The organism is Segatella copri (assembly GCF_026015295.1).
Lineage (GTDB): Bacteria > Bacteroidota > Bacteroidia > Bacteroidales > Bacteroidaceae > Prevotella > Prevotella copri_C.
The window spans coordinates 1,012,728-1,039,296 of the sequence record NZ_JAPDUW010000001.1 but is presented as its reverse complement, the minus strand read 5'-3'; the positions used below and the strand labels follow the sequence as shown (position 1 = coordinate 1,039,296).

22 protein-coding genes are annotated in these 26,569 nt (G+C 44.2%); 10 read left to right on the top strand and 12 right to left on the bottom strand.

Annotated features, from left to right (window positions below):
- Positions 1-73: 73 nt before the first annotated feature.
- On the bottom strand, positions 74-631 hold the full coding sequence (locus ONT18_RS04270; protein WP_264904267.1) for an STM3941 family protein: 558 nt from the start codon (positions 629-631) through the stop codon (positions 74-76).
- A 499-nt stretch (positions 632-1,130) separates the two neighbouring features.
- Between ONT18_RS04270 and ONT18_RS04265 the strand changes: the two genes are divergently transcribed.
- The 4 genes from ONT18_RS04265 (at position 1,131) to ONT18_RS04250 (ending at position 5,171) form a co-directional block, all read left to right on the top strand.
- On the top strand, positions 1,131-1,823 hold the full coding sequence (locus ONT18_RS04265; protein ID WP_217326340.1) for an XAC2610-related protein: 693 nt from the start codon (positions 1,131-1,133) through the stop codon (positions 1,821-1,823).
- A 354-nt stretch (positions 1,824-2,177) separates the two neighbouring features.
- Positions 2,178-2,807, top strand: coding sequence for an imm11 family protein (locus ONT18_RS04260; protein ID WP_264904265.1), 630 nt, complete (start codon positions 2,178-2,180; stop codon positions 2,805-2,807).
- Between the two features lie 586 nt (positions 2,808-3,393).
- On the top strand, positions 3,394-4,035 hold the full coding sequence (locus ONT18_RS04255; protein ID WP_264904263.1) for a hypothetical protein: 642 nt from the start codon (positions 3,394-3,396) through the stop codon (positions 4,033-4,035).
- Positions 4,036-4,139: 104 nt separating this feature from the next.
- Entirely contained in the window at positions 4,140-5,171 is a 1,032-nt protein-coding gene (locus tag ONT18_RS04250; protein WP_147344237.1) for a hypothetical protein, read from the top strand.
- Between the two features lie 294 nt (positions 5,172-5,465).
- Here the strand turns inward: ONT18_RS04250 and ONT18_RS04245 are convergent, their stop codons facing one another.
- From ONT18_RS04245 to rho, 9 genes are all read right to left on the bottom strand, one after another.
- Positions 5,466-6,536, bottom strand: a complete 1,071-nt coding sequence (locus ONT18_RS04245) for a DUF6371 domain-containing protein (RefSeq protein ID WP_264904259.1) — start codon at positions 6,534-6,536, stop codon at positions 5,466-5,468.
- An 85-nt stretch (positions 6,537-6,621) separates the two neighbouring features.
- Positions 6,622-8,016: a YfjI family protein gene (locus ONT18_RS04240; RefSeq protein ID WP_264904257.1), complete on the bottom strand. Its 1,395-nt coding sequence runs from the start codon at positions 8,014-8,016 to the stop codon at positions 6,622-6,624.
- Between the two features lie 11 nt (positions 8,017-8,027).
- Entirely contained in the window at positions 8,028-8,396 is a 369-nt protein-coding gene (locus ONT18_RS04235) for a helix-turn-helix domain-containing protein (protein ID WP_153139956.1), read from the bottom strand.
- 98 nt (positions 8,397-8,494) lie between these two features.
- Positions 8,495-9,289 carry a hypothetical protein gene (locus ONT18_RS04230; protein WP_264904254.1) on the bottom strand — a complete coding sequence of 265 codons (795 nt, stop codon included), beginning with the start codon at positions 9,287-9,289 and terminating at the stop codon, positions 8,495-8,497.
- A gap of 163 nt (positions 9,290-9,452) precedes the next feature.
- Positions 9,453-10,559, bottom strand: a complete 1,107-nt coding sequence (locus ONT18_RS04225) for a site-specific integrase (protein WP_089542642.1) — start codon at positions 10,557-10,559, stop codon at positions 9,453-9,455.
- 124 nt (positions 10,560-10,683) lie between these two features.
- A complete protein-coding gene (locus tag ONT18_RS04220; protein ID WP_153082826.1) occupies positions 10,684-11,616 on the bottom strand; it encodes a helix-turn-helix domain-containing protein in 933 nt (310 codons plus the stop codon).
- Between the two features lie 311 nt (positions 11,617-11,927).
- Positions 11,928-13,331: a tRNA uridine-5-carboxymethylaminomethyl(34) synthesis GTPase MnmE gene (gene mnmE, locus ONT18_RS04215; RefSeq protein ID WP_264904249.1), complete on the bottom strand. Its 1,404-nt coding sequence runs from the start codon at positions 13,329-13,331 to the stop codon at positions 11,928-11,930.
- A gap of 123 nt (positions 13,332-13,454) precedes the next feature.
- Complete coding sequence (locus ONT18_RS04210; RefSeq protein WP_264904247.1) at positions 13,455-14,327, bottom strand: nucleoside phosphorylase; 873 nt, start codon at positions 14,325-14,327, stop codon at positions 13,455-13,457.
- A 260-nt stretch (positions 14,328-14,587) separates the two neighbouring features.
- Positions 14,588-16,807: a transcription termination factor Rho gene (gene rho, locus ONT18_RS04205; protein WP_264904245.1), complete on the bottom strand. Its 2,220-nt coding sequence runs from the start codon at positions 16,805-16,807 to the stop codon at positions 14,588-14,590.
- Between the two features lie 151 nt (positions 16,808-16,958).
- Between rho and ONT18_RS04200 the strand changes: the two genes are divergently transcribed.
- The 6 genes from ONT18_RS04200 to ONT18_RS04175 all read left to right on the top strand — a co-directional run bounded on the left by ONT18_RS04200 (position 16,959) and on the right by ONT18_RS04175 (position 23,158).
- Positions 16,959-18,779, top strand: coding sequence for an ABC-F family ATP-binding cassette domain-containing protein (locus ONT18_RS04200; protein ID WP_264904244.1), 1,821 nt, complete (start codon positions 16,959-16,961; stop codon positions 18,777-18,779).
- Between the two features lie 90 nt (positions 18,780-18,869).
- The gene (gene yihA, locus ONT18_RS04195; RefSeq protein WP_022120663.1) at positions 18,870-19,475 is read left to right on the top strand and encodes a ribosome biogenesis GTP-binding protein YihA/YsxC; all 606 of its coding nucleotides are present in this window, start codon (positions 18,870-18,872) and stop codon (positions 19,473-19,475) included.
- Between the two features lie 29 nt (positions 19,476-19,504).
- Positions 19,505-20,488 carry a Gfo/Idh/MocA family protein gene (locus tag ONT18_RS04190; RefSeq protein WP_022120662.1) on the top strand — a complete coding sequence of 328 codons (984 nt, stop codon included), beginning with the start codon at positions 19,505-19,507 and terminating at the stop codon, positions 20,486-20,488.
- A 155-nt stretch (positions 20,489-20,643) separates the two neighbouring features.
- A complete protein-coding gene (locus tag ONT18_RS04185) occupies positions 20,644-21,717 on the top strand; it encodes a DUF4421 domain-containing protein (RefSeq protein ID WP_264906789.1) in 1,074 nt (357 codons plus the stop codon).
- A gap of 18 nt (positions 21,718-21,735) precedes the next feature.
- Positions 21,736-22,596 (top strand): DUF1460 domain-containing protein, encoded by an 861-nt coding sequence (locus tag ONT18_RS04180; RefSeq protein ID WP_264904243.1) that lies wholly within the window; start codon positions 21,736-21,738, stop codon positions 22,594-22,596.
- A 25-nt stretch (positions 22,597-22,621) separates the two neighbouring features.
- Entirely contained in the window at positions 22,622-23,158 is a 537-nt protein-coding gene (locus tag ONT18_RS04175) for a hypothetical protein (RefSeq protein ID WP_022120659.1), read from the top strand.
- A gap of 62 nt (positions 23,159-23,220) precedes the next feature.
- On the opposite strand, the gene ONT18_RS04170 is transcribed toward ONT18_RS04175, so the two are convergent.
- Both ONT18_RS04170 and recN read right to left on the bottom strand, forming a co-directional pair.
- A complete protein-coding gene (locus tag ONT18_RS04170; RefSeq protein ID WP_264904240.1) occupies positions 23,221-24,867 on the bottom strand; it encodes a tetratricopeptide repeat protein in 1,647 nt (548 codons plus the stop codon).
- 4 nt (positions 24,868-24,871) lie between these two features.
- Positions 24,872-26,545 (bottom strand): DNA repair protein RecN, encoded by a 1,674-nt coding sequence (gene recN, locus ONT18_RS04165; protein ID WP_264904239.1) that lies wholly within the window; start codon positions 26,543-26,545, stop codon positions 24,872-24,874.
- Positions 26,546-26,569: the final 24 nt, after the last annotated feature.

Sequence of the window (26,569 nt, the reverse complement as noted above, 5' to 3'; positions counted from 1 at the left end):
AAACGGAATCTCTCCTAATCCGCTTTTCAATAAAGTATTTGTCTTGTGCTATAAAAACTCAACAGCACAATTATTAATTGCAGTTCGACCTCCATATTTTCATTCGATTGTTCAAAGTATTGCATATGTCCTTACCCCTCATTGTCAGATTCTGCACGAGGATGCTTTCTATTGCTCCTGATACAGACACATTAAATTTCATCATACGTTGGGTTAGACATGAAGCATTTTCCATCTTACGCATCAAAGGTACTGTACAATAATCAATGGCTATGTAGTTGTTAGAATATATACTAATTAGGCGAAATTGCTCCACATCTTTAAAATAGATTGTTCGATATGTTCTCTTGCGCTGTTCGTAAATGTCAAGCCTATCGTCATGGATTATCAAAAATGGTATATGAGTAGTTATGTTATACAAAGTCATCATAAACATAAGCATTCCGCCACAACCAAAAAACACCATGCATCCTATACCGCCAAATACTTTTGTTGGCCATGAGGTATTAGCATCATGGAGTATGAAATATCCACCTGCAGCAAAAGCAAAACAACCAACAGTCAGAAGAATATTCTTCCAAAGGCTATGGTATATTCGTATCTCTTTTATATTTTTATCGTTTTGTTTCATCTTTTTATATCGCTTTATTGTGATTACATAAAGTACATTATTGAAGCAACAAAGTTTGTACTTTCTTACTATAATAACGAGTGTAAAATAGAATTATTGCAATGCTTGCAATAAAAAGTAGCCAAATTAAACAGAAAGTATATTTTGCATTGAAGCGGAATCCCTCCTAATCCGCCTTTCCAGATACAGCCTTTGTCTTGCGCCCAACAAACGTAGGACAATGGCTTTTCCTTTGTGGGCAGCAGCCATCGGCATCATCTCCTGTTACGCTTCGCTTCATCTGCACCTTTTTGGGTGAAAACAACCTGAATCAGAAGAAGAACTTCTCGAACACCGTACCGACGGCACCGATGCCTTCGAAACGCTCTATATCGGCTGCGAGAAGTTCCCACAGCACGATTTATATCCAATTGCGATTGGTGGAGTAAGATAATTGCTAATTTTTGCAGAAAATAAAAAGAAATTCTGTATCTTTGTCGCAATAAAAATAAAAAGAAGTATGAAAAAGATAGTTTTTATTCTACTCATTTTTTGTAGTTTTCTTGTAGTATGGGGATGCAATAAGAATAAAACGAAATGTGTTCCACAGAAAGAAGCAACTTCTGATTCTTCTATGAGAAGTAATGACGACACTCTAAGCCTTATGATAGAGCATGAGGTTGACGATGTTGATTATGGAGTGATTATAAAACGTGGCGACAAGACCATTCATCGCTTCGGATACAAATATCCTGAAGATGATGATCTTGTACCAAATGAAGAACGTATTGATAGTTGTCTGTTGACTGACTTGAATTTTGACGGTATAAAAGAAGATGTGCTGTTTTATTTGGGTAGCTTTGGTGCTTCTGGCACTAAACATTTTGATGCATGTGTTTGGAATCCTAATACTGAACATTATGACAAAATTGAAGAATTCAAAGATATTCCAAACCCCAAAATCAGCGACAAATACAAGTGTATTCTTTCAAGAGTGTATGTTTCTTCCGCAGAGAACGAATATGCAAAATATGTATGCACCAATGGACATCTCATTAAGGTTGCCGAATTGAGACAATATTGGAAAGGGAACATTTATCCAGAGCGAGACAGGGCTGTTTATGAAGAGCATTTTATTAAAGCTAATGTTTGGAAGAGAAACTTGAAACTAAATCAAATTAGCGATTTCTGGAAACCGGTCGTACCGTTTTGATTATATCCAATTGGAGTTGGTGGGGGCATATAAAAATAAAAGGAATTATGGGCAAATATCGCTTTCCATAATTCCTTTCTAATATTTTTCTTTTTAATGAGTTGTAGATATTACCTTTTTCTCATTAATAATATATATGCGTCCGTTCTCTATGCTTGTTACCTTTTTTCCAGACAAATCATATATCTGGTCTTCCTTTTGTGGGCTTATTGTAATGTTATCGACTCCTGTTGTCGGGAAATCATCTGTTTAAGGGGTAAATACCGTACAACGAGTGAAGCGATTAATAAAAGTACAATCATAGCAATAAAACTATTGATTTTACGTTCTTTTCAAAGAAAGGGGTTCAAAAAGATGAAAAAATATTATATTTTACAGAAAGAGGCATACAGCATATATCCGCAAGTCGATTGCTTGTCTGTATTCCAAGCACAACAAATCAGTTCTTGGAAAATATTTTCGGGCATAAAGCCAAAGTTAAGTTTTCGTTTGAAAAAGAAAGCAAAGTTTACAGATGTCTTAAGTTCTACAGCAGGTCCATTTACTGATTTTTTAATCAGTTCCAAAGTCAAAGAGATAATTGATAGTTCACATGTCATGCAACATCAGTTTTTTGAAGCATCTATTAAAACAAATGACCAAGAATATGAGTACTATTGGCTGCACTTATCACAACCAAATCTTGTAGATGCTTTAAATTACGAAGAATCAGAGTTTTACCAAACAGAATGGGAATTTCTAAATAAAGGGCCAATAAAAATAAAGTCGTATGAGCACTATATGGAGTTAAAAGCGAAAGACGAAGATGGTTCATTTGGTGTTTCATTAAATAAAATCGTATTAAAAGAAAATTTTGATAGGTCTTTAGATTTATTTTTTTTACTGCCTTTCGATTTTAATATCTATGTGTCGGAGGGTTTAAAGGATAAATTAGAAAGCAGTGGTGTAACAGGAATTTCTTTTTCTAATTCGATTACATTTTAACACTGTTATTCTTGTCATTGAGCGTGTGAAATAAACTGTGTTAGGCTATAAATAATTATGGCTTAACACAGTTTATTTGCATTTTATCTTTCCTTCCTCAGAATGTAATTCTTTCTTTCCTCTATTTGGGGTTCATTGCCAAACGAATCTATCAGAATAATATGGTTGGCATCCTTCACCTTGTAGAAGGTATGCTCACCGCTTTAAGGACGCACAAGCATCAGGATGTTGTAGTCAAGCACTTGGAAAGTACCTCTTAACCTTTCCTGTTTGTTCTACTTTTCATTGTATGACTGTATCAACAAATAGGTGCCATCAGCATTTAACGTGAGTGTTGTTTCAACATCAGACGGTAATACACCGTAATATGTTCCAGTAATAGAATCCAAGCTGGCTCTATTTTATAAAGCATATCATTCGATTTTAATTGAAATATATGCATGTCGCCAAGTTTTCTATGATTATTAAAATATAGCGTAATACGTATAAAACCATTGATAGATCAGTATTTTGAGATAATGCTGCAATTCTATGCAATAAAATCAAATGTCAATCGTTCATTTCATAAAACATAAAATAAAGACGTATGAAAGTATCAACAAAACAAAGTAGCAAGATTGAATGTCTAAAATTTCTCGAACCGTTCATAAAAAAAGAATGGTTCAAGAAACTTGTGTGCTTTGTTAAACGCATGAGAAAGAATAAGATTATGAGGTGGGTAGCAAATATTGCTTTTATCTTTATTGTAACGAGGATTGGTCTTTATTACAGTTACATCTCTGCACATACAATCCTTGAATTTCCATTTTGGGTGTGGGGAATCATACCTGCCATAGCTATTTTTGTATTGTTGTTCGTTGTTGGAGCTAAGGGAAAAGAAGTTCCATTTGCTATATTTTTCGGGTGCTGTGTCGGTATTTTTATTACTGGATTGCTGATTATGCTGGTTCAATCAACTAACTATTGGTTTGCTAATTCGGAATCCTATCATAGAGAAGCGTATGTTATGGGGAAGAAACATATAACAAACAATGGTTATAGACATTGGTTTTCAAAGTTTAATGTGAGTTTAATATTTTTAGATAATAAAGAATACTTTAGATTGGATGATTCTGATATTTATAAAACATGTGACCAGGGTGATACCGTGAATGTAACTTTGTGTAAAGGTCTTTATGGCATACCTATTGTCAAGGATTTGAAAACTGAAGTTGTCCCTGCGGATTGACAGTCGTAAGGACAATTAGTAAAGATTCTATATCTGTTTTTGACTTTATGTGCCTTTTAATGGCACGAAATTTATTTGTGTATAATCATTATTTGGTGGAAAATATGGTAAAAAAGATAATTTTATTATTGGTGGTCATTTTGCCCCTTTGTGGTTGCAATCAAAAAGTCCAATGCACAGAAACCTCTGAGAATGACAGCATAGCGGAATTTTTCAGGAAGTTTTATGTTGGCTGTAATGACTATTATGCTCAAAGAGTTAATGTCGATGATTCTAAAGGCAAAGCCTACTGTCAAGCTTTGCAAGACGATTTTGTATCATTCCTCAAAAACTTCTGCTGTGATGATATTGTTGCTGACGTTAATAGGATGAATTTTGATATATATGGGTGCGATATAGATACCCTTAATGATAGTGTATTTGGTTCTTTGTATGTGGAAAAGATGAAATATGACAAGAATGTTTATATAGTGCATCTGCAAACAGATTCCCTACATATTCAAAGACCATATACACTTACCAAACAGGGTGGAAAAATGAAAATCTCTGCCATTGGCAAACGCAAACTTCCCATGGTATTTTGTAATGACACATTATGGATAAAGGATTGTCCTCAATGTATTGATGAATTTAATAAATGGCATGGAGTTGCTATCTCAACCAATTATGATGTAGTTGATAGCTTAAAGCTCGCTAAAGATTTTAGGGTGGCAATTTTGTCTCCTAATTTTGATAGTTGGAAAGATGCTCCTATACCTCCGATTTGCTCTGATCGTCTCTTGCTTGTTGAGTATAAAAATAAACAGGAGGTTTATGATAATGTGATAGGCAATGGAGAGCCTACTGGAGGGTGGTTACCATATGAAATGCTGGTTAAACCATGGAAAGACAAAACTACGGATTTTGTAGAACGCAGTGACTTCATTCTTTCATATGGTGATGGTAATGGGTACAAGATTTATTATACAATAGGTATCAAAATGATAGAAGGTAAGGCTTATGTGACGGGCATAAAGTGGGAAGAACATGACTCTGGACTTTTATTTCGCAAACAAATCGTACAAGAGTATGATGGCAAGCAAATGCCTTTATCTTCATATAGTAGGTGTATGCCTTGGGAGTTGTCGCAAGAATAGGAATCATTAATCGATGACATATATAGTAGAAAGAAAAAATTGGCTTTTTCTACTCATTCCATGTAAAACGTTTTATCATATGACATGCATATATATACGACAGTAAATCAATGAATCTATACGACAGTAAGTCATCATATATGCAATTCTCTGCTTACCGATAGGTTGATTCAGATACTCGACTTTGGAGAGGTATCTACCGATAGGCAAGTGCTTTCGAGAGTAACTCGAAAGGTTTTGAGTAACTCAAAACATAACTTGCTATCGTCAGATACCTCGATTTTTCAAATCATCTCAGAGTCTGAAACCACGTTGACTTTTAGGAGTGCGGAAACGTGGTTGAGGCTCGTCAACAATTTCGAGTTTGAAGACATCTATCAACTTCCGAATGGCAGGATTCTGTTTGATGAGGGCTTGAAGTTTTGCTTCTGCAGGCTTGATTTTGAGCAAATAATCAGCAATGTCCAAGCCTTTAGCTTTATCTTCTTCACAGGCTTGATGCTCTAAAAAGTCGAAAAGCGTTGCACGGATGCCGAGAGCTTGCATCATTGGCAGCTTATCTTGCCAAACTGTTGTCGCTCCCAAATCAGGGAATAAGACCACATCTCTGTTTTTCAGAACAGATAACGACTTCGTGTTAAAGCAACCATTCTTACCACCACTTGCTATCCATAAGAATTGAGGAAGATAGTAGGAGGCTATCAAGGCTGTCTTCTCACTTTCAACCAATGCTATAGGCTTGGTCTTGGCTACATTGATAAGATGCTCACCAAAGAAGCATTGACAGAGATTGAAATCCTTGTGGGGGATAAGCGAGTGTACCCATGAAATATGGCTGTATGGTTCTTTTACTCGCTTACCTGTCTCAGGATTATAGAGCATTACCTTACCAGTTCTCACCTTGCCTTGATTGTCAACTTGCCAAAATACCGTGGCACCAGTCCAGTGTTTGGAAGTTCCGATATGATATTTCTCCATCAAAGAAAGAGTAGCTGTTTCACCGAATTGAGAAGATAAAAACAAGAAAAGGTTGTTTGCCTCATAACATTTCTGAGAACTTCGCATGATGTTCTCGTCTATATAAGAAGTGGGTAATGGCTTCAGCATTTCTCTCTTCTTATATGAAATAGTCTCATCCTTTGTGAATGTCTCATTCTTCTCAGGATTCTTCTCAAAAAAATCCTTGGGAGTGAAGTGATAACCACAACTTTGCTCATGGTTGCAACGACCCACGTAGGGAGGAAACTCAATCTTCCCTTCTGTGTCAATATATCGGGCGAAGCTACGTTTCTTATGACATTCTGGACATGTATGTCGGGTAGCGATGCCTTTGTATGGCTCTAATATGAATCTATGTGTACTCATTTCATTTCTTTTTTATGTGGCGGTTCTGTCGGTTTTGTCGCTTTTGGTATTAAAACCGCCAAAAGCGACAAAACCGACAATACCGTCACGAGTTAATCTTTGAATATTCCCCATGCTTCTCTTTGCGAAATAGGACTCCGATGTTATCATTCAGAAATCTTTCCAATGTCCTTGACTTCATGTCGTTCTCTTTGGCGACATCATGAGCCTGGGCCGTGGTGAATGTTGCAGGAAGATGGTTGACGATTGCTTGTTGTTGAGCGGTGAGCATATTCTCGTTGAGGATATTTTGTACTGATATGGCAGAGTTCTTGAAATAATCTGTCAATCGGATGGCTCGCTCTACACTCAGCAGGTCGATGGCTTCCTTATCACATTCTCCACATGTCCATCGTGCCAATTGAATAATCAGACAGAAACGGATGATGTATATCTCCAATTTGCAATAGATGCTGACAATGGTATCATTTGTTTCATTGTCGCATTGCTCGGAGAAATGATGCTGCCATTCATAGAGCCTTGCCTTAGCTTCTTCAGTGAATGATAAGACATGAGGCTCGATTTCCTGTTGCTCATTTATTGGACACTCCATATCAATAAGGTGTTGAATGATGGTTTGCCAATCTCGCTCTATATTATCGGGCAACTCTCGGTCACTCCATCTCGCTTTCTGCTGAAGGTTAGGCATGACGAACAAAATGCGATCGATGAAGCCGTTGTTGGAGCGTTCGCCTTTCGCCAACTCACTAAGTATCTTCTTTTGGATGGTTCCGATTACTGAGATATAGGGGCGTTTAATGAAAATGGAACTCTTGGAACTTCTTCTGTCTGATATGGTTGTCTTGGCGCTAAAGACAGATAGCCAGAACTGTTCCTCTGAACCATTGTTATAGCGGTTGAAGTTCTTGAACCATGCAGATAGCTCGTCTGTCCATAGGCACAAACCCCTCTTGTTCTGCGCATGAATATAGCTCAAGCCTTCTGGTGTGACATCAGAGACCAAGAAACGTTTGCGTACAGGTTCTTGCGGAAATCCATCCTCTCCATTTTCAATGCGTTCCTTGCGAGACATGCACATTTTTTCCTCAAACTTACTGTATTGCTCCTCGAACAACTTGTTTTGCTCATAGTCGTAATCGAGGAATGGCTTCATAGCGAAGCTAAGTGGGTGGCTCTTGTTGGCTCCTGGTCTTCCGATAAGAGCCATGTATAAGATAGGACTTTCAAGCCAACCTTGTTTCATCTGTGCCAAGTGCGTGTTGCCGATACCAACAGCCAATGCAGTGAGTATGGCTGCTGATATATAGTCGGTAGGAAAACTGTGGCATTCGTGTACCTCCTTGATGATTCTCTGAATCTTGGCAGGAAAGATGCTTACGGGAAACTGGCTTCCTGATAGGCGAGTACTCATATCAATAGCCTTATCCATGATAATCATTGGATTGATGGAAGTTTCCTTATTGTTATTTAAAGCTGTCATTTGGCATAGAGTTAAAAATTATACATTGACTTGGGTTTGCGCTTCATTCCTCCTTGCATGGCTTTTAGCATTTCAGAATGGTTCTGCTCCTTGGTAGCTTTTCGACCATTCTCAATCCATGCAAGCAGCTCATCCTTATAGAAATATAGCTTCTTACCTTTTTTATAGGATGGCAGAATGCCTTGGTTAACCAATCGATAAATGGTTGGCTTCGACTTCATAATAATAATAGCAGCCTCATCAATCTCAACCAATATATGGTTATTTGCTGATGATATAGGTTGAAGTGCTGATACCATTTGCTTCAACTCGATAACTTGTTCTGTTAAATAAGATACCGCTTGTGGTAACTTATCAAAGGTGATACTTTCATTTATCATATCTGTTCATTTTTATTATTCGGGTACAAAGTAAATGAGTTATGTAATGGAGATAAATATCACTGAGATATAACCTCTGAAAAACCGCTCAATGCTTATCAGTAACAATAATGTGTCTTGATTCCGCCTTGAACATCTAAGCTTGGTAGTAATTCTATGATGCAGGTACCTTCCATTCTTAACTTCCTTATAATAGTGGATATTTCCACATCAACCAGCGCATCAGCAAAAACTTGTTTTATAAAGGTTGCTGTATCAATGCCTTTCTTCTTGAAAAGGTTTCCTATATTCCAAGCATAATGCATTAAGTCTATAGTACGAATAGCCTTATCAACAATCAATGAATGATGTCTCATGTGTGTAGAGGCACAACATTGGAAAATAGCGATGTTGTCACAAAGTTGGTTCAAATGCTCCTCTTTCATGTAGGCAGCAAAAGTTCTTCTGGTATAATCGATAGCTGAGTTTAACAAGACCTTTTCCTTTTTGGCTTTGTCTTCCAATGCTTCCTGTCTCAACTGTTCATAGCTTGTAATACAAGAAGAGGCTTCGTCTGCATAGACGAAAGTTACATCTTCCAGATTTAGCTTTTCTCCCTCATCATATGTATTTGTTTCATTGATGACAATAGAAGACAGACGCTTTCTTTCTGTATTGTTTACTGTATTACAAAAGATATGCTTAAACCATGGGGCAAGCAATCGTACGATACTATCTAATGCATGGAGATAAACAACCATCAGTACGGTGGTTGAGATAACGAACGTCAAGTTGCAGCTAAAGGTGTCTACACCATATTGCATAGCTTCGTTGCGAACAAGTGCACCAATGATAGACATTGCACACAAAACCAATAAATGCTGTGTCAAAAATTCTTTTTTAAACTGTTTCATATTGCGTATTATTAATCATTTGTGGTGCAAAAATAGGAAAAACTGCAGAAACAGACACGTGAGTCACGCGTGACTCACGTAAAACTTTTAGGAGCCTTTAACTAAAAAGCCCGATATTGAACATTTTTTCAATATCGGGCACCATGAAATGAATGCAATGGATTTATTTAAGAGAAATCTTATTTGCTGTCTCTCTTTTCTTTGCGTTCACGAGGTCGGCATATATCTGTGTTGTGCTTACATTCTTATGGGTGAGCATCTTCGAAACCGTGTAAATATCTGTGCCTAAGGCGATTTGGATTGTTGCATACGAGTGCCGGAAGCAATGGAATGAAAATGGCTTGGTGATTCCTGCCTTCTTCAACCATGCTTTAAGGGGATGGTTAATCATGCTGCGCTTCAATCCCTTGAACACGATACCCGTGCTTGGTTCACCACATAGTTCGTATGCCTCGTTGCTGATAGGTAAGGTTGCCTCGGTCTGAGTTTTCTGGGTACGAATACGCAAGCAATAGCCTTGGTCGGGAGCTATCTCGAAGTCTTCCCAACGCAATTTTAAGATGTCGCTGATTCGCAATCCTGTGAGGCAAGCAAAGAGGGAGGCAGACTTCAGTACAGGTATATCGCAAGGAGTAGCTGCCAACTGCTTTACTTCATCGAGGGTAAGAAACTCCTTCTTTACATCTTGTGGCTCAATCTTGTCCAGATAGTCATTGATGTTCTCACGCAGCCACTTGTCACGATAGGCGATTTTTAAGAGACCACGGAAAGTAGAGTAGTAACCTGCTGCAGAGTTGAGAGATACCTTTTGTTTTGTTCGATTCAACTGATTTGCATTCAGAAGATACTCTCTGAACTTTTTGCAAAGTTCCACTGTCACATCCCCAAATGTACAATGACCTTGAACAAATTTGAAGAAATGCTTGTAGACACATGTCCACTTGTCATCTTTCTTATGTGTCATCTTCTCAAAGTATGCCAAAAAATCAGCTTTCTGTCGTGTTTTGTCCAAAAAACCAAATTCTTCATTGATGAGTGATTGGGTTCTGATACAACGGATGGCCTCTGCTTTGTTGAGCATATCTGTATTAAACTCACGTTCCATCTCATTCTTTGGATGAGCATAGATATAGATACCTAAATATTCCCTGCGACTCATTTGCATAGTCTCAGGGTTGCGTACTGGTGGATAGAAATCCAAATAAAGAGAAATACGGTCGTTTTTAATCGCTCTTTGGCGAAGAGAAACTCTTGTACATGTATTTACCATGATGTTTACTTTTTATAATGTGATACTTATGTTTCATATATGATCCCGTATTAAGAGATCTTTGAAATCGATTGCAAAATAATAGAGTTATGTAATGGGGTACAACTTAACCTTTTGATAACCGCTAAATAACCTTAGGCTTGCCGATAGCTTTCTCTAAATCTCGCTTGGAAATCTTGATATACTTGCCAATCTTCACCTTTTCAATAGCGTATTTCTTGATACGCTTATAAATCTGGTCCTGACTTAAACCATACAACTTCATGGCCTCCGGTATTGTATAATAAAGCTGGTCTTCTACGGATTCACCTTTTGCCATTTGTACATGACGTTTGGAATACAGGACATTGTTACCTTCCATTTTTCTTGGAATAGCATTGTGACTAACGAAACTATATACGGCTGTTTTCGTCATACAATATTTCTGTTGAATGTCCATAACAGTCATCCATTCACTGATGGTTGGATCTGGAGACAGGTGTGCAAAATAATCATCCACCTCTTTCTTGTTCCAATATACTCTTCCTTGTATGGATATTCTTGAAATCTTGACTTTCTTGACTATCTCATAGATGGCGGTCTCATAAGTGTTGTGGACTTCTGCAATTTCCTTGGCAGAGTAATATTCTGGAACAGGTAGCTCTCGGTTTGCATGAACTGCTTCTTTTGAAGCACTTTTTTTTGTGGTGTATGGCAAACTATCAACAAGATAATCTATATCTCGCTTTCTGATTAAAGATAAACGAGAAGTAATCTTGGATGCTCGCAACTTACCACTATACACCATATTATATATGGTCTGTCTGCTTAGTCCCAAAAGTATAGCGACCTCTTGAATAGTGAGGTATTCTTTAACGAGGATTTCAGACATGGATTTCTCGGAAGCTTTTCGGTGGCTCATTGTCTCAGCCATCTTTACTTTCTCCTCACGTCTTGCTGCCTTATAGGCATAACTGTTGCATTGCTTGGAGCAATAACGAGTTGTGGATTTTGATGCATAGAAGCTCTTCCCACAATACTCGCAAATTTTTAGAATTCTTTCTTTGCTTGCTGTCATTTGTACGCTTTTTATACTTTTTTACTTAATTTATTGTAGAAAAAGTCGTCTGTCATTACTCCGTTTATTTTCAATAGTCTTATATCATCGTCCATCATTGTCCAAAACTCTCGGCAATCTTGCACTCATTTGCCAAAAATGGAGTCTCAAATTATTACTTTTGAAAAGTGGAGGTACAAGAGCGGTACAAAAAGGTGCTAAAAAAGCCTTACCATTGATTATAACCAAATAGTAAGGCTAAAAAGAAAGGTGCTCATTTTGAGCACCTTAACTATCATTTGTTGTCGATATTAATCGTTGTTTATCACGACTTACTTTCCGATGCAAAAGTGCTTGAAGATATTATTTAGCGTTTCCTGGCTACTGATCTGTCCGCCAGTGATTTCACCCAATTCTTCCAATACCATTTTCAGGTCTTCGGCGATGATGTCGCCGCTCATGCCCATTTCCATCGACTCCAATACTCGGGAGAGGGAATCATGGGCACGGAGTAGGGCCTCGTAGTGGCGGGCACTCGTTATGATGACGTCGTTCTCGGTAATCTCTGGAATATCAGCGGCTCTTACTAATGCCTGCTCCAGGGATGAAACGTTCTCGCCTGTGCGGGCACTGATGAAGAGTGGGGCTTCTGGTTCGCTGGAATCTGAGCCGCAGGAATGGGTGAACTTATCGAACGCAAGTTTATCATTCTCAAGTTTATCCATCTTATTAAATACTACCAGCAGCTTCTTGCCCTGGTTCTTCAGCTTCATCTCCTTGATTTCTGAGGCTGACGGCTGCTCATCCAATAGCCAGATTACTATCTTCGCCTCTTCCATCTTCTGGAAAGTGCGCTCTATTCCGATGTTTTCTACCACATCATCCGTCTTGCGGATTCCGGCTGTGTCAATAAAGCGGAAGGTGATTCCGTCGATGAGGGTGGTGTCTTCGATTACGTCTCGGGTGGTTCCGTGAATGTCGCTCACGATTGCCTTCTCCTCGTGGAGCAGACGGTTGAGCAGGGTGCTCTTGCCCACATTCGTCTTGCCTACGATGGCTACGGCTACTCCCTGCTTTAGGGCATTGCCGGTTTCGAAGGAGTGGGCGAGGGTGGTAATCTTGTGATTGATTTCTTCGGCTAGTGCCTGGAGTTCGCTGCGGTCGGCAAACTCCAGTTCTTCGTGGTCGCTGAAGTCGAGCTCCAACTCCAGGAGCGAAGTCATCTTTAATAATTTTTCGCGAAGGAGGGAGAGCTCGTTGCTGAAATGACCTTTCAGTTGGCTGAGCGCCATCTTGTGGGTTGCCTTGTTGGTAGAGGCGATGAGATCAGCTACGGCTTCTGCCTGAGAGAGGTCCATCTTTCCGTTGAGATAGGCACGACGGGTGTATTCGCCCGGTTCTGCCTGGCGACATCCTACCTCCGTAAAGCGATGGAGAACCTGCTGAAGAATGTATCGGCTGCCATGACAGGAAATCTCGGTGGAGTTCTCGCCTGTATAACTGTGGGGTGCACGGAACACGCTCACCAGTACATCATCGATGGTGTTGCCATCCTTATCCTTGATTTCGCCATAATGCAGCGTGTAGGGCTTGGCTTCTTCCAGGGATTTGCCGTTGGCAGACTGGAAGATTTTGTCGGTGATGGTAATGGCGTTAGAGCCACTGAGTCGGATGATTCCGATGGCACCGCCGGCTGGGGTTGCCAGGGCGCAGATACATTCTTCTTGATTCTTCATTTATTGATTCGTATTTTAAAGCTTTTGCCCTTTCAGGGCGACAGGGTTGTTTGCTGTTTTAACCCAGGGTGTTGCCCTGGGCTAGGAGCTTCTGCCCTTTCAGGGCGTATTGCTGCAATGGAGCTAGATTCTATCTAATACAACTTTTATCAATTTGTCGATGGTGCTCTTGTAGCCGGTGTTGGCGCTGAGGGCACGGCGGTTGGCGATGACCATGCAGCAGGTTAATGCCTTATGCCCGAGGAGAAGGGAAAGACCGGCAAGGGCTGAACTCTCCATCTCGAAGTTGTTGACGCGCAGACCGTTATACTCGAAAGCTTCAATCTTCTGATTAAGTTCCGGGTCGGCAAGTGGGGCACGGAGTTCGCGGCCCTGAGGTCCGTAGAAACCGCCACAGGCTATGGTGATTCCGCGTACCATATCATCGCCGGCTATCTGGTTGAGCAGTTCCGGATTGTTGTCTACACAGTATGGGTTGCCAATCTGGTCGTTCCATTTTACCTGGCGCTTGAATTCTGCCTCTGTTTCGAGGTCGCAGATTTCGTTGCGACGGGCATAGAAGTTGATGAGTCCGTCGAAACCGATGCTCTTCTGCGAGGCTACGAAGGTTCCGGCAGGGCAGTTGAGCTGCAGGCCGCCGCAGGTTCCGATGCGCACGAGGGTGAGCGTGGTGTGCTCGGGTTTCTCGGTGCGGGTTTTGAAATCGATGTTCTTCAGCGCATCGAGCTCGTTGACTACGATATCGATATTATCGCATCCTATTCCGGTGCTCTGCACGGTGATTCGCTTGCCTTTATATGTGCCGGTGATGGCGTGGAATTCCCGACTTGAAACTTCGCATTCCTTCTCATCGAAATGGGAGGCTACGAGGGCTACGCGACCTGGGTCGCCAACGAGGATTACTTTATCAGCCACTTGTTCCGGGCGAAGATGAAGGTGGAAGCAGCTTCCGTCTTCATTGATAATCAATTCTGATTCTGCAAAATATTTGCTCATGGTTCTTTTGATTTTAAGTTATACATTATTTATATTGGGGCTTTGCGACCCTCTGTGTTTAGGTAAGCAAAGATACGAATAAAAAATGAAATGGAATATTTTTTTAATGATTTTAAACAGTAAAAAAGCACGAAGGGCAAATCCCGGAAATGGAACTTGCCCTTCTCTTTCAAATCTCTCTTCATTTATATCTAGTAAAGACTGCCGATGAACGGAGCCTTTTGCCGGATATTCTAGTATGGTTAAACCCGGATGAGGGGTTATGAATTCATAGAGAGCAGGAACTCGTCGTTGTTGCGAGTATGCTGCATGTTCTTGTGGATGGTGCTCATCGCCTCGATAGCGTTCATATCTGACAGATACTTGCGCAGAATCCACATGCGGTCAAGCGTTGTCTTGTCCTGCAGCAGATCGTCGCGACGGGTAGACGAAGAAATGAGGTTGACAGCAGGGAAGATGCGCTTGTTGCTGAGTGAGCGGTCGAGCTGCAACTCCATGTTACCTGTTCCCTTGAACTCCTCGAAGATGACTTCATCCATCTTACTACCTGTATCGATGAGGGCAGTAGCGATGATGGTGAGCGAACCGCCGCCTTCGATGTTACGCGCAGCACCGAAGAAACGCTTAGGCTTCTGGAGGGCGTTTGCATCTACACCACCGGTAAGCACCTTACCAGATGCAGGAGCTGTGGTGTTGTAGGCACGGGCGAGACGGGTGATGGAATCGAGGAAGATGACAACATCGTGTCCGCATTCTACCATTCTCTTAGCCTTCTCGAGCACGATTCCGGCAATCTTGACATGGCGCTCTGCTGGCTCGTCGAAGGTAGAGGCGATAACCTCTGCATTCACGGTGCGTGCCATGTCGGTAACCTCCTCAGGACGCTCGTCGATGAGCAGCATCATGAGGTAAGCCTCAGGATGGTTGGCTGCGATGGCGTTGGCAATATCCTTCATGAGGATGGTCTTACCGGTCTTAGGCTGAGCCACGATGAGCGCACGCTGACCCTTACCGATTGGCGAGAAGAGGTCTACGATGCGGGTGCTGAGATTGGTGGTGCGGCGGTCGCCACAGAGATTGAACTTCTCATCAGGGAAGAGTGGGGTGAGGTGCTCGAAAGGAACACGGTCACGAACCTCTGACGGGTCACGGCCATTGATCTTGATGATGCTGGTGAGCGGGAAGTATTTCTCGCCCTCGTGAGGCGGACGCACCTTGCACTCGATGACATCGCCAGTCTTCAGACCGAACTTCTTGACGAAGCTGGATGCTACATAAACATCGTCCGGTGAAGAAAGGTAATTGTAATCGCTGCTGCGCAGGAATCCGTAGCCCTCTGAAATCACTTCGAGCACACCGTTGGATTTCACGAGATTGCTGAAATCGTAGGCTGGTGCTTCCTGCTTGTTCTTGGCTGCAGGGGCAGCAGCAGGTGTGTGCTGGTGAGAAGTCTGCGGAGTGGTAGGACGGTCGAAGATGTCGACAGTAGGAATGGCAGCCTGGTCTTCGATAGGAATGTCGACTACCGGGATGAAATCGGTTCCATCGCCCGGATCACCCTTCCAGGTTCCGTCTGCATCGAGTTCTACCTTCATACCTTCAGTATAGTGGATAGGAGCTGACTCCTGTTTCTTATCGGTTGCAGTTTTTTCAGTAGCTTCTTCCTTTGCCTCCTCAGCTGGAGCCGGAGCTGCTGCCGGAGCTGGAGCTGCTGCTGCGTTCTGTGCATTCATCTTAGCCTGGAGCATCGCCTGCAAATCGCCGCTGATGTTAGCGCTCTCAGCGTTTCCGGCAGAGAACTGCTCTTCAGGAACGGCAGCTTGCTCAGGTGCTGCCTGCTCAGGAGCAGTCTGCTGGTTATCGGCTGTTGCCTCTTCCGGCTGTTCTGCCTCAGTAGCAGCCTGCTGGTTAGCCGTCTCCTGTGCATCTTTCGCCATCTGCGCTTCTAGCTCGGCTTTTACCGCCTGATGCTTTCTGATGGCAGCTGCTCTGGCTTCTGCAATAGCTTCGAGTTCAGCCTTGCTTCTTCTGCCGCGGTGTTTCGGGAAGTTGGCAAGTACCTGAGCCTCGATGTCTTCGCCTGATTGGTTTAGAGTCTGCTTCTGGGCAGATGATTGTAAACTCTGCTCTGCCGGGCTGAACCGGATTTCTTCCTCAACCGCTGGGGCTGGGGCAGTTTCGCTCATAGCCTGAGGAGCAGTCTCGCCGCCGTTAGGACCCAATACCTGGTTCTTCTGCACGTCGAAATTCTCTCCTTCATTGCCGTGTACGGAATAAACACGGTCTTCTTTCTTGGTTGCAATGCGGGTGCGCTTGCGCTTAGGGGCTGCTTCAGGAGCTGGCTGTTCTGCCTGGGCGTCGAGAATGGCGTAGACGATAGTTCCCTTGTTATCGCTCTTCTTTACCTTGGCTCCAAGTTCCTTGGCAATGTCCTTCAACTGAACGACACTCTTTGCTTGTAATTCTTCTTTGCTATACATATATTATATATTGTATATTAATGATTTTCTTTCTGAAATGTCGCGTTTCTGAATGGAAACACGGTATTGATTGATAAATTCGTGTGCAAAGATAATTAAAAAATTTGTTTCTGCCAAATATTTTGCCTATCTTTGCACAAAAAAAATAAAAATGGCTAGTCAAATACCCTATTTAGACGTTCAAAACCTCACCAAACGCTTTGGTGCACAGGTTCTTTTTGATAATATTTCCTTCTCTATCGCTGAAGGACAGAAAGTGGGACTCGTGGCGAGAAACGGCACGGGAAAGTCTACACTCATGTCGGTGCTGATGGATAAAGAGGGACACGAGAGCGGAGACATCATCTACCGACGCGACTTGAAGGTGGGCTATCTGGAGCAGTCGCCGCAGTTTGATCCGGAGGAAAGTGTGCTGCAGGCGTGCTTCAATCATGAGGATGATCCGGAGAAGGTGCTGAAGGCGAAACAGATTCTCACACAGCTGCACATTACCAACCTGGAACAGCCGATGGGACAGCTCAGCGGCGGACAGCAGAAGCGAGTGGCGCTGGCGAATGTGCTGATTACGGAACCCGACTTCCTGATGCTGGACGAGCCGACCAACCACCTGGACCTGGAGATGATAGAGTGGCTGGAAGGTTATCTGAACCGCGGCAACAAGACCATCTTCATGGTTACGCACGACCGATTCTTCCTGGACAAGGTGTGCAATACGATTCTGGAACTCGACGATCGCACCATCTACACCTACCGCGGCAATTATGCCTATTATCTGGAGAAGAGGCAGGAGAGAATGGACAATCTGAGAGCCGAAATTCAGCATTCGAAGAATCTCTACCGCAGGGAACTCGACTGGATGCGCCGTCAGCCTCAGGCGCGCGGACACAAGGCGAAATATCGCGAGGATGCTTTCTACGAGTTGGAGAAGGTGGCGAAGCAGCGCATCGAAGACCGGCAGGTAAGGCTGAAGGCTTCTACCGTTTATATAGGTTCGAAGATTTTTGAATGCCAGTATGTGAGCAAGGCTTTCGACGACAGGGGACAGAAAAAGGTGATTCTCGACAACTTCTACTACAACTTTGCCCGCTTCGAGAAGATGGGCATTGTGGGTAATAACGGAACGGGAAAATCGACCTTCATCAAGATGCTGCTGGGCGAGGTTCAGCCCGACAGCGGCAAGTTTGACATCGGTGAGACGGTTCGCTTCGGCTATTTCTCGCAGGAGGGACTGAAATTCCGTGAAGACCAGAAGGTGATTGACGTGATTACGGAGATTGCCGATTACATAGATCTGGGCGGCAAGCACATGACGGCTTCGCAGTTTCTGCAGTTCTTCCTCTTTACGCCCGAGGAGCAGCACAACTACGTTTACAAGCTGAGCGGCGGCGAGAAGCGCAAGCTTTACCTCTGTACGGTGCTGATGAGGAATCCGAACTTCCTGGTGCTGGACGAGCCGACCAACGACCTCGACATCCAGACGCTGCAGGTACTGGAAGAATATCTTCAGGATTTTGCGGGTTGCGTCATCGTGGTGAGCCACGACCGCTATTTCATGGACAAGGTAGTAGACCATCTGCTGGTTTTCAAGGGCGAAGGCGAAATACAGGATTTCCCAGGCAACTATACGCAGTACAGGGAATGGAGCCGGATGCAGGCGAAGGACGAGGCGGAACAGGCGAAACCGGCAAAGAACGGAAATGCTACGGCAGAAAGCGACGGAGCTGGCACGGCCAAGCGCGACGCCAATTTTGAGAACAAGCGCAAGATGAGCTACAAGGAGAAGCGCGAATATGAGCAGCTGACCCAGGAAATAGATGCGCTGACCGAGGAACAGAAGAAGCTGGAAGAGGAACTCTGCAGCGGAAATCTATCGGTTGAGGAACTGACGGAGAAAAGCAAACGCCTGCCTGAAATCAAGGATGAACTTGATGAGAAGGAAATGAGATGGCTGGAACTGGCTGAAATGCTCTAGACTTTGAACTTTGAGCGTTGAACATTGAACTTTATGATTAGTTGATGTGCGGCCGTTAATAATAAACATTTATAAAAGAAAATAGAAAGAATGGAAATTAAGAAATCAGAATTTACAATATCGGCTCCACGAGTGAGCATGTGTCCGAAAGATACGAAGGCTGAATATGCTTTCATCGGCAGAAGTAATGTGGGAAAATCGAGCCTCATCAATATGCTCTGCAACCACAAGGGTTTGGCTAAGACTTCAGCTACACCGGGTAAGACGCTGCTTATCAACCACTTCATCATCAACAACGAATGGTATCTGGTTGACCTTCCTGGCTATGGTTTCGCCAAGCGTTCGAAGACCGTACAGAAGCAGCTGGAACAAATGATAAGCAGTTATATTCTGCAGCGCCAGCAGTTGGCTAATGTCTTTGTGCTCATCGACGTGCGCCACGACCAGCAGAAGATAGACCGCGAGTTTGTAGACTGGCTGGGCGAGAGCGGCGTTCCTTTCTGCATCGTCTTTACCAAGGCCGACAAGTTGGGTCCGGTCAAGGCTCGCATGAATGCGGAGAAATGGATGCATGCGCTGGAAGACCGCTGGGAAGCACTTCCACCTTATTTCATTACCAGTAGTGAAAAGAAGATGGGACGTGATGAGGTGCTCGACTATATTGACGAAATCAACAAATCGCTCGCCGGAGAATAATCTTTCGGGAGAGAATAAACCAACAGAGAATGAAACAGATTAATTGGGGATTTATCGGCTGCGGAGAAGTAACCGAAAAGAAAAGCGGACCGGCTTTCAACGAAGTGGAGGGTTCGCAGGTGGTGGCTGTGATGAGCCGAAGCGAGAACAAGGCACGCAGCTATGCTGAGCGCCATCATGTGCGCAAATGGTACACGGATGCATCGGAATTGATAGAAGATCCCGATGTGAATGCTGTTTACATCGCCACGCCACCTTCTTCTCACGCCACCTTCGCTATCATGGCGATGCGTGCGGGCAAACCCTGCTACATAGAGAAACCGCTGGCAGCGAGCTACAACGACTGCATCCGCATCAACCGCATCAGCGAGCAGACGGGTGTTCCCTGCTTCGTAGCTTACTATCGCCGTTATCTTCCTTACTTCCAGAAGGTAAAGGAGATTATCGAGAGCGGAACCATCGGTAACGTGGTGAATGTTCAGGTGCGCTTCTCGGTTCCTCCGCGCGATCTCGACTTTCAGAGCGGCAAGGAAATGCCTTGGCGACTGCAGCCGGATATTGCGGGCGGCGGCTATTTCTACGACCTGGCTCCTCATCAGATAGATTTGCTCCAGAATCTGTTTGGTGTGATTACCCGTGCGCACGGCTATCCTGCCAACAGAGCGCATCTTTATCAGGCTGAAGATACGCTCTCGGCGTGCTTCTTCTTTGAGAGCGGAATTCCGGGCAGCGGAAGCTGGTGCTTCGTGGGACATGAGAGTGCGAAGGAAGACTGCATCGAGGTGATTGGCGAGAAAGGTTCGCTCTCATTCTCGGTGTTCACTTACCAGCCGATAGAAGTGATTACGAGCGAAGGAAAGAACTTGATTACGGTTCCGAATCCGCCTTATGTGCAGCTGCCGCTCATCAAGAGTGTGATTCAGCATCTGCAGGGAATAGGAAAATGCGACTGCACCAGTGTTTCGGCTACAGCTGTGAACTGGGTGCTGGACCGAGTATTGTGGAAGAACTGATTTTTTACAAAATCATCATCTGGATTAGAGCGTAAGTTATGAAGAGATGTTTCTGTATAGTAGGATTTATCTGTTCTCTTGCCTGCACTTCGGCAAGGGCAGGGGAGCCCGTGGATTCTACCATGCTGGGAACGCTCTTCAACAAGACGATGTTCATGTCTAATTCCCGGGACAGCCTCGTGAAAGAGCGCCATCGCAAAACCTTCTTCCATCAGGTGGGAGATGTGTTCACCCGGTTCTTCAGAGAATTCAACAGTACGGATTCGGCTTATATCGAAGACCAGCATTACAATTATACGGTGATGCTGCAGAACACCAATACCTACGAGGAATATACGCTCAGGAACAGCGAAGGACAGAGCATTTCCTTCTCGCCTGATCCTTCTTACCGCCTGGGGCCTTATCTGGGCTGGCGATGGGTGTTTCTGGGTTATACGTTCGACCTGAAGCACATTAATTTCAGGAATAACCACACTAATAAAAAGGAGTTTGACCTGAGCCTCTACAGTAGTCTGCTGGGAATAGACCTGTTCTGGCGACAGACGGGAAATGACTATCATGTTCTGCGGATGAATCTGGGTGAGCACATCGATTGTGACCCTATCCGCAAGGCTCCTTTCGATGGTTTCAAATCGAGCATCAAGGGATTCAATCTTTATTACATCTTCAACCATCGCCGCTTCTCTTATCCTGCCGCCTATTCGCAGAGTACGGTGCAGCGGAGAAGTGCCGGCTCCATGCTTCTGGGAATCGGTTACACGGAGCATGAACTGGAGGTGGACTGGGATAAACTGACCAATCTTGTAGATGAACGGCTGAACAAAAATCTGACAAACGGGGGAACTCCGGAAGCCAAGATAGACAGTTCGCTGATGTTCAGCAAGGTGAAATACAGCGATGTGAACGTAACCTGCGGCTATGCTTACAACTGGGTTTTCGCCAAGAACTGGCTCTTCAACGCTTCGCTCTCGGTAGGTGTGGCTTACAACAGCTCGAAATCGGATAATGAAAGGGAACATCTGGACATTACCAACTTCAGTTTCAAGAATGTGAACCTGGATGGAATAGGCCGCTTCGGTATTGTGTGGAACAACACGCATTGGTACGCGGGCGCCAGCACCATCATCCATTCCTACAACTATAAGAAAAAACAGTTTTCTACCAACAATTCGTTTGGCTCACTCAATATTTATGTGGGTGTGAACTTCGGCAGGAAACGTCATCATTAACATATAAAAAGAGAAGAGATGAAAATATTTACGAAAATGGCAGCTGTCGTGCTGGCTTGCGTGCTGGCTGTTCCGGGAGAAGCCAGGGTGAATGTGGTTTATCAGCGGCAGGACAGTCTGCGGATTGTAGGACTGCTGCAGCAGGCAAGGGCGATGAAGAAGAAACCAGCCAGTTGGATGCTCTGGTTTGGCAAGCAGATGGCGGGCGTTCCTTATGTGGGCGGCACGTTGGACCGGACGAAGGAAGAGGTGCTCATCGTGAACACCCGTGAGCTGGACTGCACCACATACGTAGAGATGGTTACGGCGCTCACCCTGTGCGCCAAGAAGAACGAGACTTCTTTCTTGGCTTTCTGTGAACATCTCCGAAATGTGCGTTATGTGAACGGAGAGATTTCCTATGTGAAGCGCCAGCATTATTTCACGATTTGGATGGATGCAAACGAGCGCGAGGGAATCGTGAAGAATATTGCACCCAATCCTCCTTTCTCGGCCGTTCAGACCGTGAACATCAACTGGATGAGTACACATGTTTCGAACTATAAGATGCTTAAGGCTCATCCGGAATGGAAATCGGGAATCAGAAAGCTGGAACAGAGTGTGAACGGCAAGCGTTACCGTTATGTTCCGAAGGGTAAGATTGCCAACACGGCAGTTTTCCGCAACGCTATTCACGATGGTGACATTATCGCCATCATTACCAACAAGAAGGGTCTCGACACGACCCACATCGGTATTGCTTCCTGGCACAAAGACGGATTGCATCTGCTCAATGCCAGCAGCATTCACAAGAAAGTGATTGATGAACCGATGACGCTTTATACTTACATGCATAAACATCCGGTGCAGATAGGAATCAGGGTTTGCAGAGTTCAGTAAAAAATATTAGAAAAAGAAAAGATAAATGGAAGAGAAAAAGAATTTTGAAGCGATCTTCAAGGAAGATCTTTATCAATATCTGCTGAGTATTGATAAGGTAGATGCTCATTTGCCGGAAGCTCCGGATTTGGAAGAGCTGTGGCAGAAAGTAGGCGAGAGTTATCTGCCTGATGCGATTCGCGAGTTTGCCAAATATCCTACGGTTTCATTGGGTTGGATCATGTATGTAGGAATGGCGCTTGCCAAGTATTGGGATGAGGATTGGGAACTCTACAGCAAGGTAGAGAATCATTATGAATATCTTCGTGACAGAATAGATTTCGACCACATGGACGATTACATCTGCGAAAAGGTTCTGCTGCTGAATGAGGAAGCGCATAAGGCTGTTACGAATGTAGTGGCAGAATGTGCTTCGCGCTCTTACAGCAAGCTGATTCATCTGAATCTGCAGCCTGGAAGCGAGGAAGCCTTCCGTGGTTTCGTTGCCGCCCTTCACCAGATGTTCCTCATGGGAATAGCCGTAGAGCTAAAAATGCTGGGTTACCACATGACTAAAATGTAAAAGAAAGTCCGTAAGCGTTCTGTTAAAATGCCTACGGACTTTCTTATTTATTACTAAAATAATTACTTCATTTTCTTGAGATATTCTCCAGCGCGGGAATCGCCGAGTTCCTGGGCTTTCTTCAGGTTCTTGATGGCCTCTTCCTTATTTCCTTTCTCCTTCTGGAGCAGACCTAAGAGAAGGTAGCCGTCAGCATATTCAGGAGCCAACTCTATGCAATGGGTGGCTGCGCTGATTCCTTCATCATAACGCTTTACACGCAAGTCGAGACTTGCCCATTCTGCAAAATATGTAGGCTCTTTAGGAGCCAGGTAACAGGTGCGGGCAATATCAAGCAGGGCTGGCTGCCACATGCGTAACTTGGTTTCGCATTGGTAACGGGTGTAGAAGAAGGCTGGCGAAACAGGACGGGCAATGGAATCGTACATATTATAATCCTGAATAGCGCGGCGGAATTCACCCTGCTCCTTCAGAAATTCTCCACGTGCCAGATAATAATTCGCAACCATTCCGGTCTTGCTTCCAACGCTTATCGCACTATCGAGCAAAACTTCAATCTCCTTGGCAGGAGCCTTGAGATTCTTCTTAGCCTGGGCAGCCTCAAAATAGAGTTCGCCGCTGAGAAGTGAAGTATTGGTCAAATCCATGAAAGTATCGTAAGCTTTCTGATACTCACCCTTTACAAAATTAATCTGCGCTTCCTGATGGCGGTAAATAGGCTGAGCCTTGATTTCGTATGCCTTCTGAGCCTCAGCTATGGCCTTATCAAGCGTCCAGTCCTTATAAGCAGAATCGCCCTTGTAAATAATCTTCTGATAAATCAGGTCGGCATAGTTGGAATGAGCCTCATCCTTGGCAGCCGATTTCTTAATGCCTTCTTCCATCAGTTTGGCAGCTGCATCATATTCTGCCTTATCCGTCAGATAAGCGGCTTTCTCCTTGTAACCGAAGGCTGAAGTAGGGAATTTGCTGATAAACTCATCGCTATATTTCGCATACACATCAGCTGTAGTCTGGCCTTTCTTCAGAGTCATCATCGTCATCGCTTCGTTCTCTGTATCAGGAAGAGCTGTACGGATGGTGGTTTCGCGAAGAGCTGCGTCAAGACTCGAAAGACCGGTTACCTTCAACTGCTTGGCGTAGTTGGCGTCGATGGCCGTAACCTGACCATTGCTGTGCATCAGACCGATGACCTGTCCGTTCTTGTTGGCAAACGGACAACCTACTGCATTTTCGGGAGCACTATTCGAGAAGATGTAATAGTTGTACGTAGTCTTGAACTTCTCTACGCTGCTGATGTCCTCCTGCTGGTAAGCCGGCTTCTTGATAGAATAAGGAACCAGCCAGACCTTGTCGCCAGCAGCCGATTCCTTGGTTGCGATAGGGGCAGCAACGGTAGAGGCGTTGATGCGGAATTTAGCCACATCGTAGAGCTCGTCGGCTCCCATGATAGCCTCAACAGGAATCGATTTGCCGGAAGCGTCAACAACGCTAGCCTTTACAGCTCCGACAAATGGCTTGAAGGTGCTGATTGCCGTTCCCTTGTTGTCGATAAAAACACCTTGGGTAGAGGCGATAATGTCGCCTTTCTGATTGAAAGTAGTCAAGGTGAAAACGCTCTTAGCCAGTTTCTGGACCGAACCCGGCTGGGCATAGAGGGACGATGCTCCGAGCATCAGTCCCATCATGATCATATTTATTTTTTTCATAATCTTATTTGTGTTGCTTGTGTTTATTGAGCAACTCCTTAGCATTTGCCAGGGCAGCAGGCGTAATGTCGCTTCCGCTGAGCATTTGGGCGATTTCTTCTATGCGCTGCTGCTCGTTGAGTTCCTTCATGTGAGAAAGAGTTCCCTCTTCGGTTTCTTCTTTCAGAACCTTGTAATGATGGGTTCCCATGGAAGCAATCTGAGGCAGGTGGGTGATGGAAATAACCTGACGGTTCAGGTTGCCCATCTCTGTCATGATTTCCGCCATCTTTTCAGCAATCTTACCGCTTACTCCCGTGTCGATTTCATCGAAGATGATGGTTGGCAGTTTTACGGCGCCGCTGATCATGGCCTTCAGAGAAAGCATGACGCGGGCGATTTCTCCACCGGAAGCAACCTGACTCACCGGCTGGAGAAGCGTGCTCTTGTTGGCGCTGAACAGGAAATTGACCTTGTCAACACCATCAGAACTGAGCGGCTTGGCTGAGAATGAAATTTCGAAGCGGACGTTTGGAATTCCCAGAGGAATGAGACGTTTCTTCATTTCTTCTTCTATCTTTCTTGCCGATTTCGTTCGGATGGCAGTCAGATCACCAGCCAGCTTTTCAGCCTTGGCAAGCAGAAGGGCAACTTGCTTTTCCAGCTCTTCTATGTCTTCATCTCCATTATCTATGTGCTGCAACTGTTCGTTGATTCGCTCGCGAGTGGCGATGAGTTCTTCTACATTTTCCACATGGAATTTCTGCTGGAGCGAGTAGAGCTGGTCAAGCCGGGAATTGATGGTTTCAAGCCGGTTCGGGTCGAACTCTATATTGTCAACGCTTCCGCTTATTTCCTGGGCAATATCCTTGAGTTCTATATAGCTGCTCTGCATTCGCTCAGCCACCTCTTTCACATCCGGATAAACCTCCTTGATGTTGTCAATCTGCTGGGCTGCATTCTTCAGCTTGTCGAGAATACTGGCGTCTTCGCCCGAGAGTGCATTATCTGCCTCATAGAGCGCAGTCTTGATGTCTTCAGAATGGCTCAGGGTTTCTGCTTCCTGTTCCAGTTGCTCAAGTTCGCCTTCCTGCAGGTTTGCATCATCCAGTTCCTTAAACTGGAAGCGCATGAATTCCTCGTTCTCCCTGTTCTTTGCGATTTCCGCTTTCAGGTCTTCCAGCTGCTGCTTAGCCTTTTTATAGTTCTTGTATTCGGCAAGATAAGCCTTCTTCTGCTTTTCATCGTGGGCAATAATGTCGACCACGCTGAGCTGGAAGTCTTCCTTCTGCAGTAGGAGGTTCTGGTGCTGCGAATGAATATCGACAAGCTGTTCGCCCAGTTCTCTCATCTTGCTCAGGGGGACGGGCGTGTCGTTGATGAAGGCACGGCTCTTTCCGGCAGCTGTCAGTTCGCGGCGGATGATGGTGTCTTCTGCATCATAATCAATATCGTTAGCATCGAAGAAATCCTGCATTCCGTATTTTGACAGATCGAAGTGGGCTTCAATCACGCATCGGTCTCTTCCTGCCTTGATGGCCTTGCTGTCAGCACGGTTGCCCAGAAGCAGTCCGATGGCTCCGAGAATGATGCTCTTTCCGGCACCCGTCTCGCCCGTGATGACAGAGAATCCTGGATAAAGAGGAATGTCCAACTCGTCAATCAACGTGAAATTCTTGATGTATAATTGCTTGAGCATAATTTCTTATCTTATTGTTTTAAA

Excerpts from the sequence above, each read along its gene's own strand:
- ONT18_RS04230 (WP_264904254.1), bottom strand. The coding sequence starts at position 9,289 with ATGAAACAGTTTAAAAAAGAATTTTTGACACAGCATTTATTGGTTTTG.
- mnmE (WP_264904249.1), bottom strand. The coding sequence starts at position 13,331 with ATGAAGAATCAAGAAGAATGTATCTGCGCCCTGGCAACCCCAGCCGGC.
- yihA (WP_022120663.1), top strand. The coding sequence starts at position 18,870 with ATGGAAATTAAGAAATCAGAATTTACAATATCGGCTCCACGAGTGAGC.
- ONT18_RS04250 (WP_147344237.1), top strand. The coding sequence starts at position 4,140 with ATGGTAAAAAAGATAATTTTATTATTGGTGGTCATTTTGCCCCTTTGT.
- ONT18_RS04260 (WP_264904265.1), top strand. The coding sequence starts at position 2,178 with ATGAAAAAATATTATATTTTACAGAAAGAGGCATACAGCATATATCCG.
- ONT18_RS04220 (WP_153082826.1), bottom strand. The coding sequence starts at position 11,616 with ATGACAGCAAGCAAAGAAAGAATTCTAAAAATTTGCGAGTATTGTGGG.
- ONT18_RS04235 (WP_153139956.1), bottom strand. The coding sequence starts at position 8,396 with ATGATAAATGAAAGTATCACCTTTGATAAGTTACCACAAGCGGTATCT.
- recN (WP_264904239.1), bottom strand. The coding sequence starts at position 26,545 with ATGCTCAAGCAATTATACATCAAGAATTTCACGTTGATTGACGAGTTG.
- ONT18_RS04170 (WP_264904240.1), bottom strand. The coding sequence starts at position 24,867 with ATGAAAAAAATAAATATGATCATGATGGGACTGATGCTCGGAGCATCG.
- ONT18_RS04190 (WP_022120662.1), top strand. The coding sequence starts at position 19,505 with ATGAAACAGATTAATTGGGGATTTATCGGCTGCGGAGAAGTAACCGAA.
- rho (WP_264904245.1), bottom strand. The coding sequence starts at position 16,807 with ATGTATAGCAAAGAAGAATTACAAGCAAAGAGTGTCGTTCAGTTGAAG.
- ONT18_RS04185 (WP_264906789.1), top strand. The coding sequence starts at position 20,644 with ATGTCTAATTCCCGGGACAGCCTCGTGAAAGAGCGCCATCGCAAAACC.
- ONT18_RS04210 (WP_264904247.1), bottom strand. The coding sequence starts at position 14,327 with ATGAGCAAATATTTTGCAGAATCAGAATTGATTATCAATGAAGACGGA.
- ONT18_RS04225 (WP_089542642.1), bottom strand. The coding sequence starts at position 10,559 with ATGGTAAATACATGTACAAGAGTTTCTCTTCGCCAAAGAGCGATTAAA.
- ONT18_RS04245 (WP_264904259.1), bottom strand. The coding sequence starts at position 6,536 with ATGAGTACACATAGATTCATATTAGAGCCATACAAAGGCATCGCTACC.
- ONT18_RS04265 (WP_217326340.1), top strand. The coding sequence starts at position 1,131 with ATGAAAAAGATAGTTTTTATTCTACTCATTTTTTGTAGTTTTCTTGTA.
- ONT18_RS04255 (WP_264904263.1), top strand. The coding sequence starts at position 3,394 with ATGAAAGTATCAACAAAACAAAGTAGCAAGATTGAATGTCTAAAATTT.
- ONT18_RS04240 (WP_264904257.1), bottom strand. The coding sequence starts at position 8,016 with ATGACAGCTTTAAATAACAATAAGGAAACTTCCATCAATCCAATGATT.
- ONT18_RS04180 (WP_264904243.1), top strand. The coding sequence starts at position 21,736 with ATGAAAATATTTACGAAAATGGCAGCTGTCGTGCTGGCTTGCGTGCTG.
- ONT18_RS04200 (WP_264904244.1), top strand. The coding sequence starts at position 16,959 with ATGGCTAGTCAAATACCCTATTTAGACGTTCAAAACCTCACCAAACGC.
- ONT18_RS04175 (WP_022120659.1), top strand. The coding sequence starts at position 22,622 with ATGGAAGAGAAAAAGAATTTTGAAGCGATCTTCAAGGAAGATCTTTAT.
- ONT18_RS04270 (WP_264904267.1), bottom strand. The coding sequence starts at position 631 with ATGAAACAAAACGATAAAAATATAAAAGAGATACGAATATACCATAGC.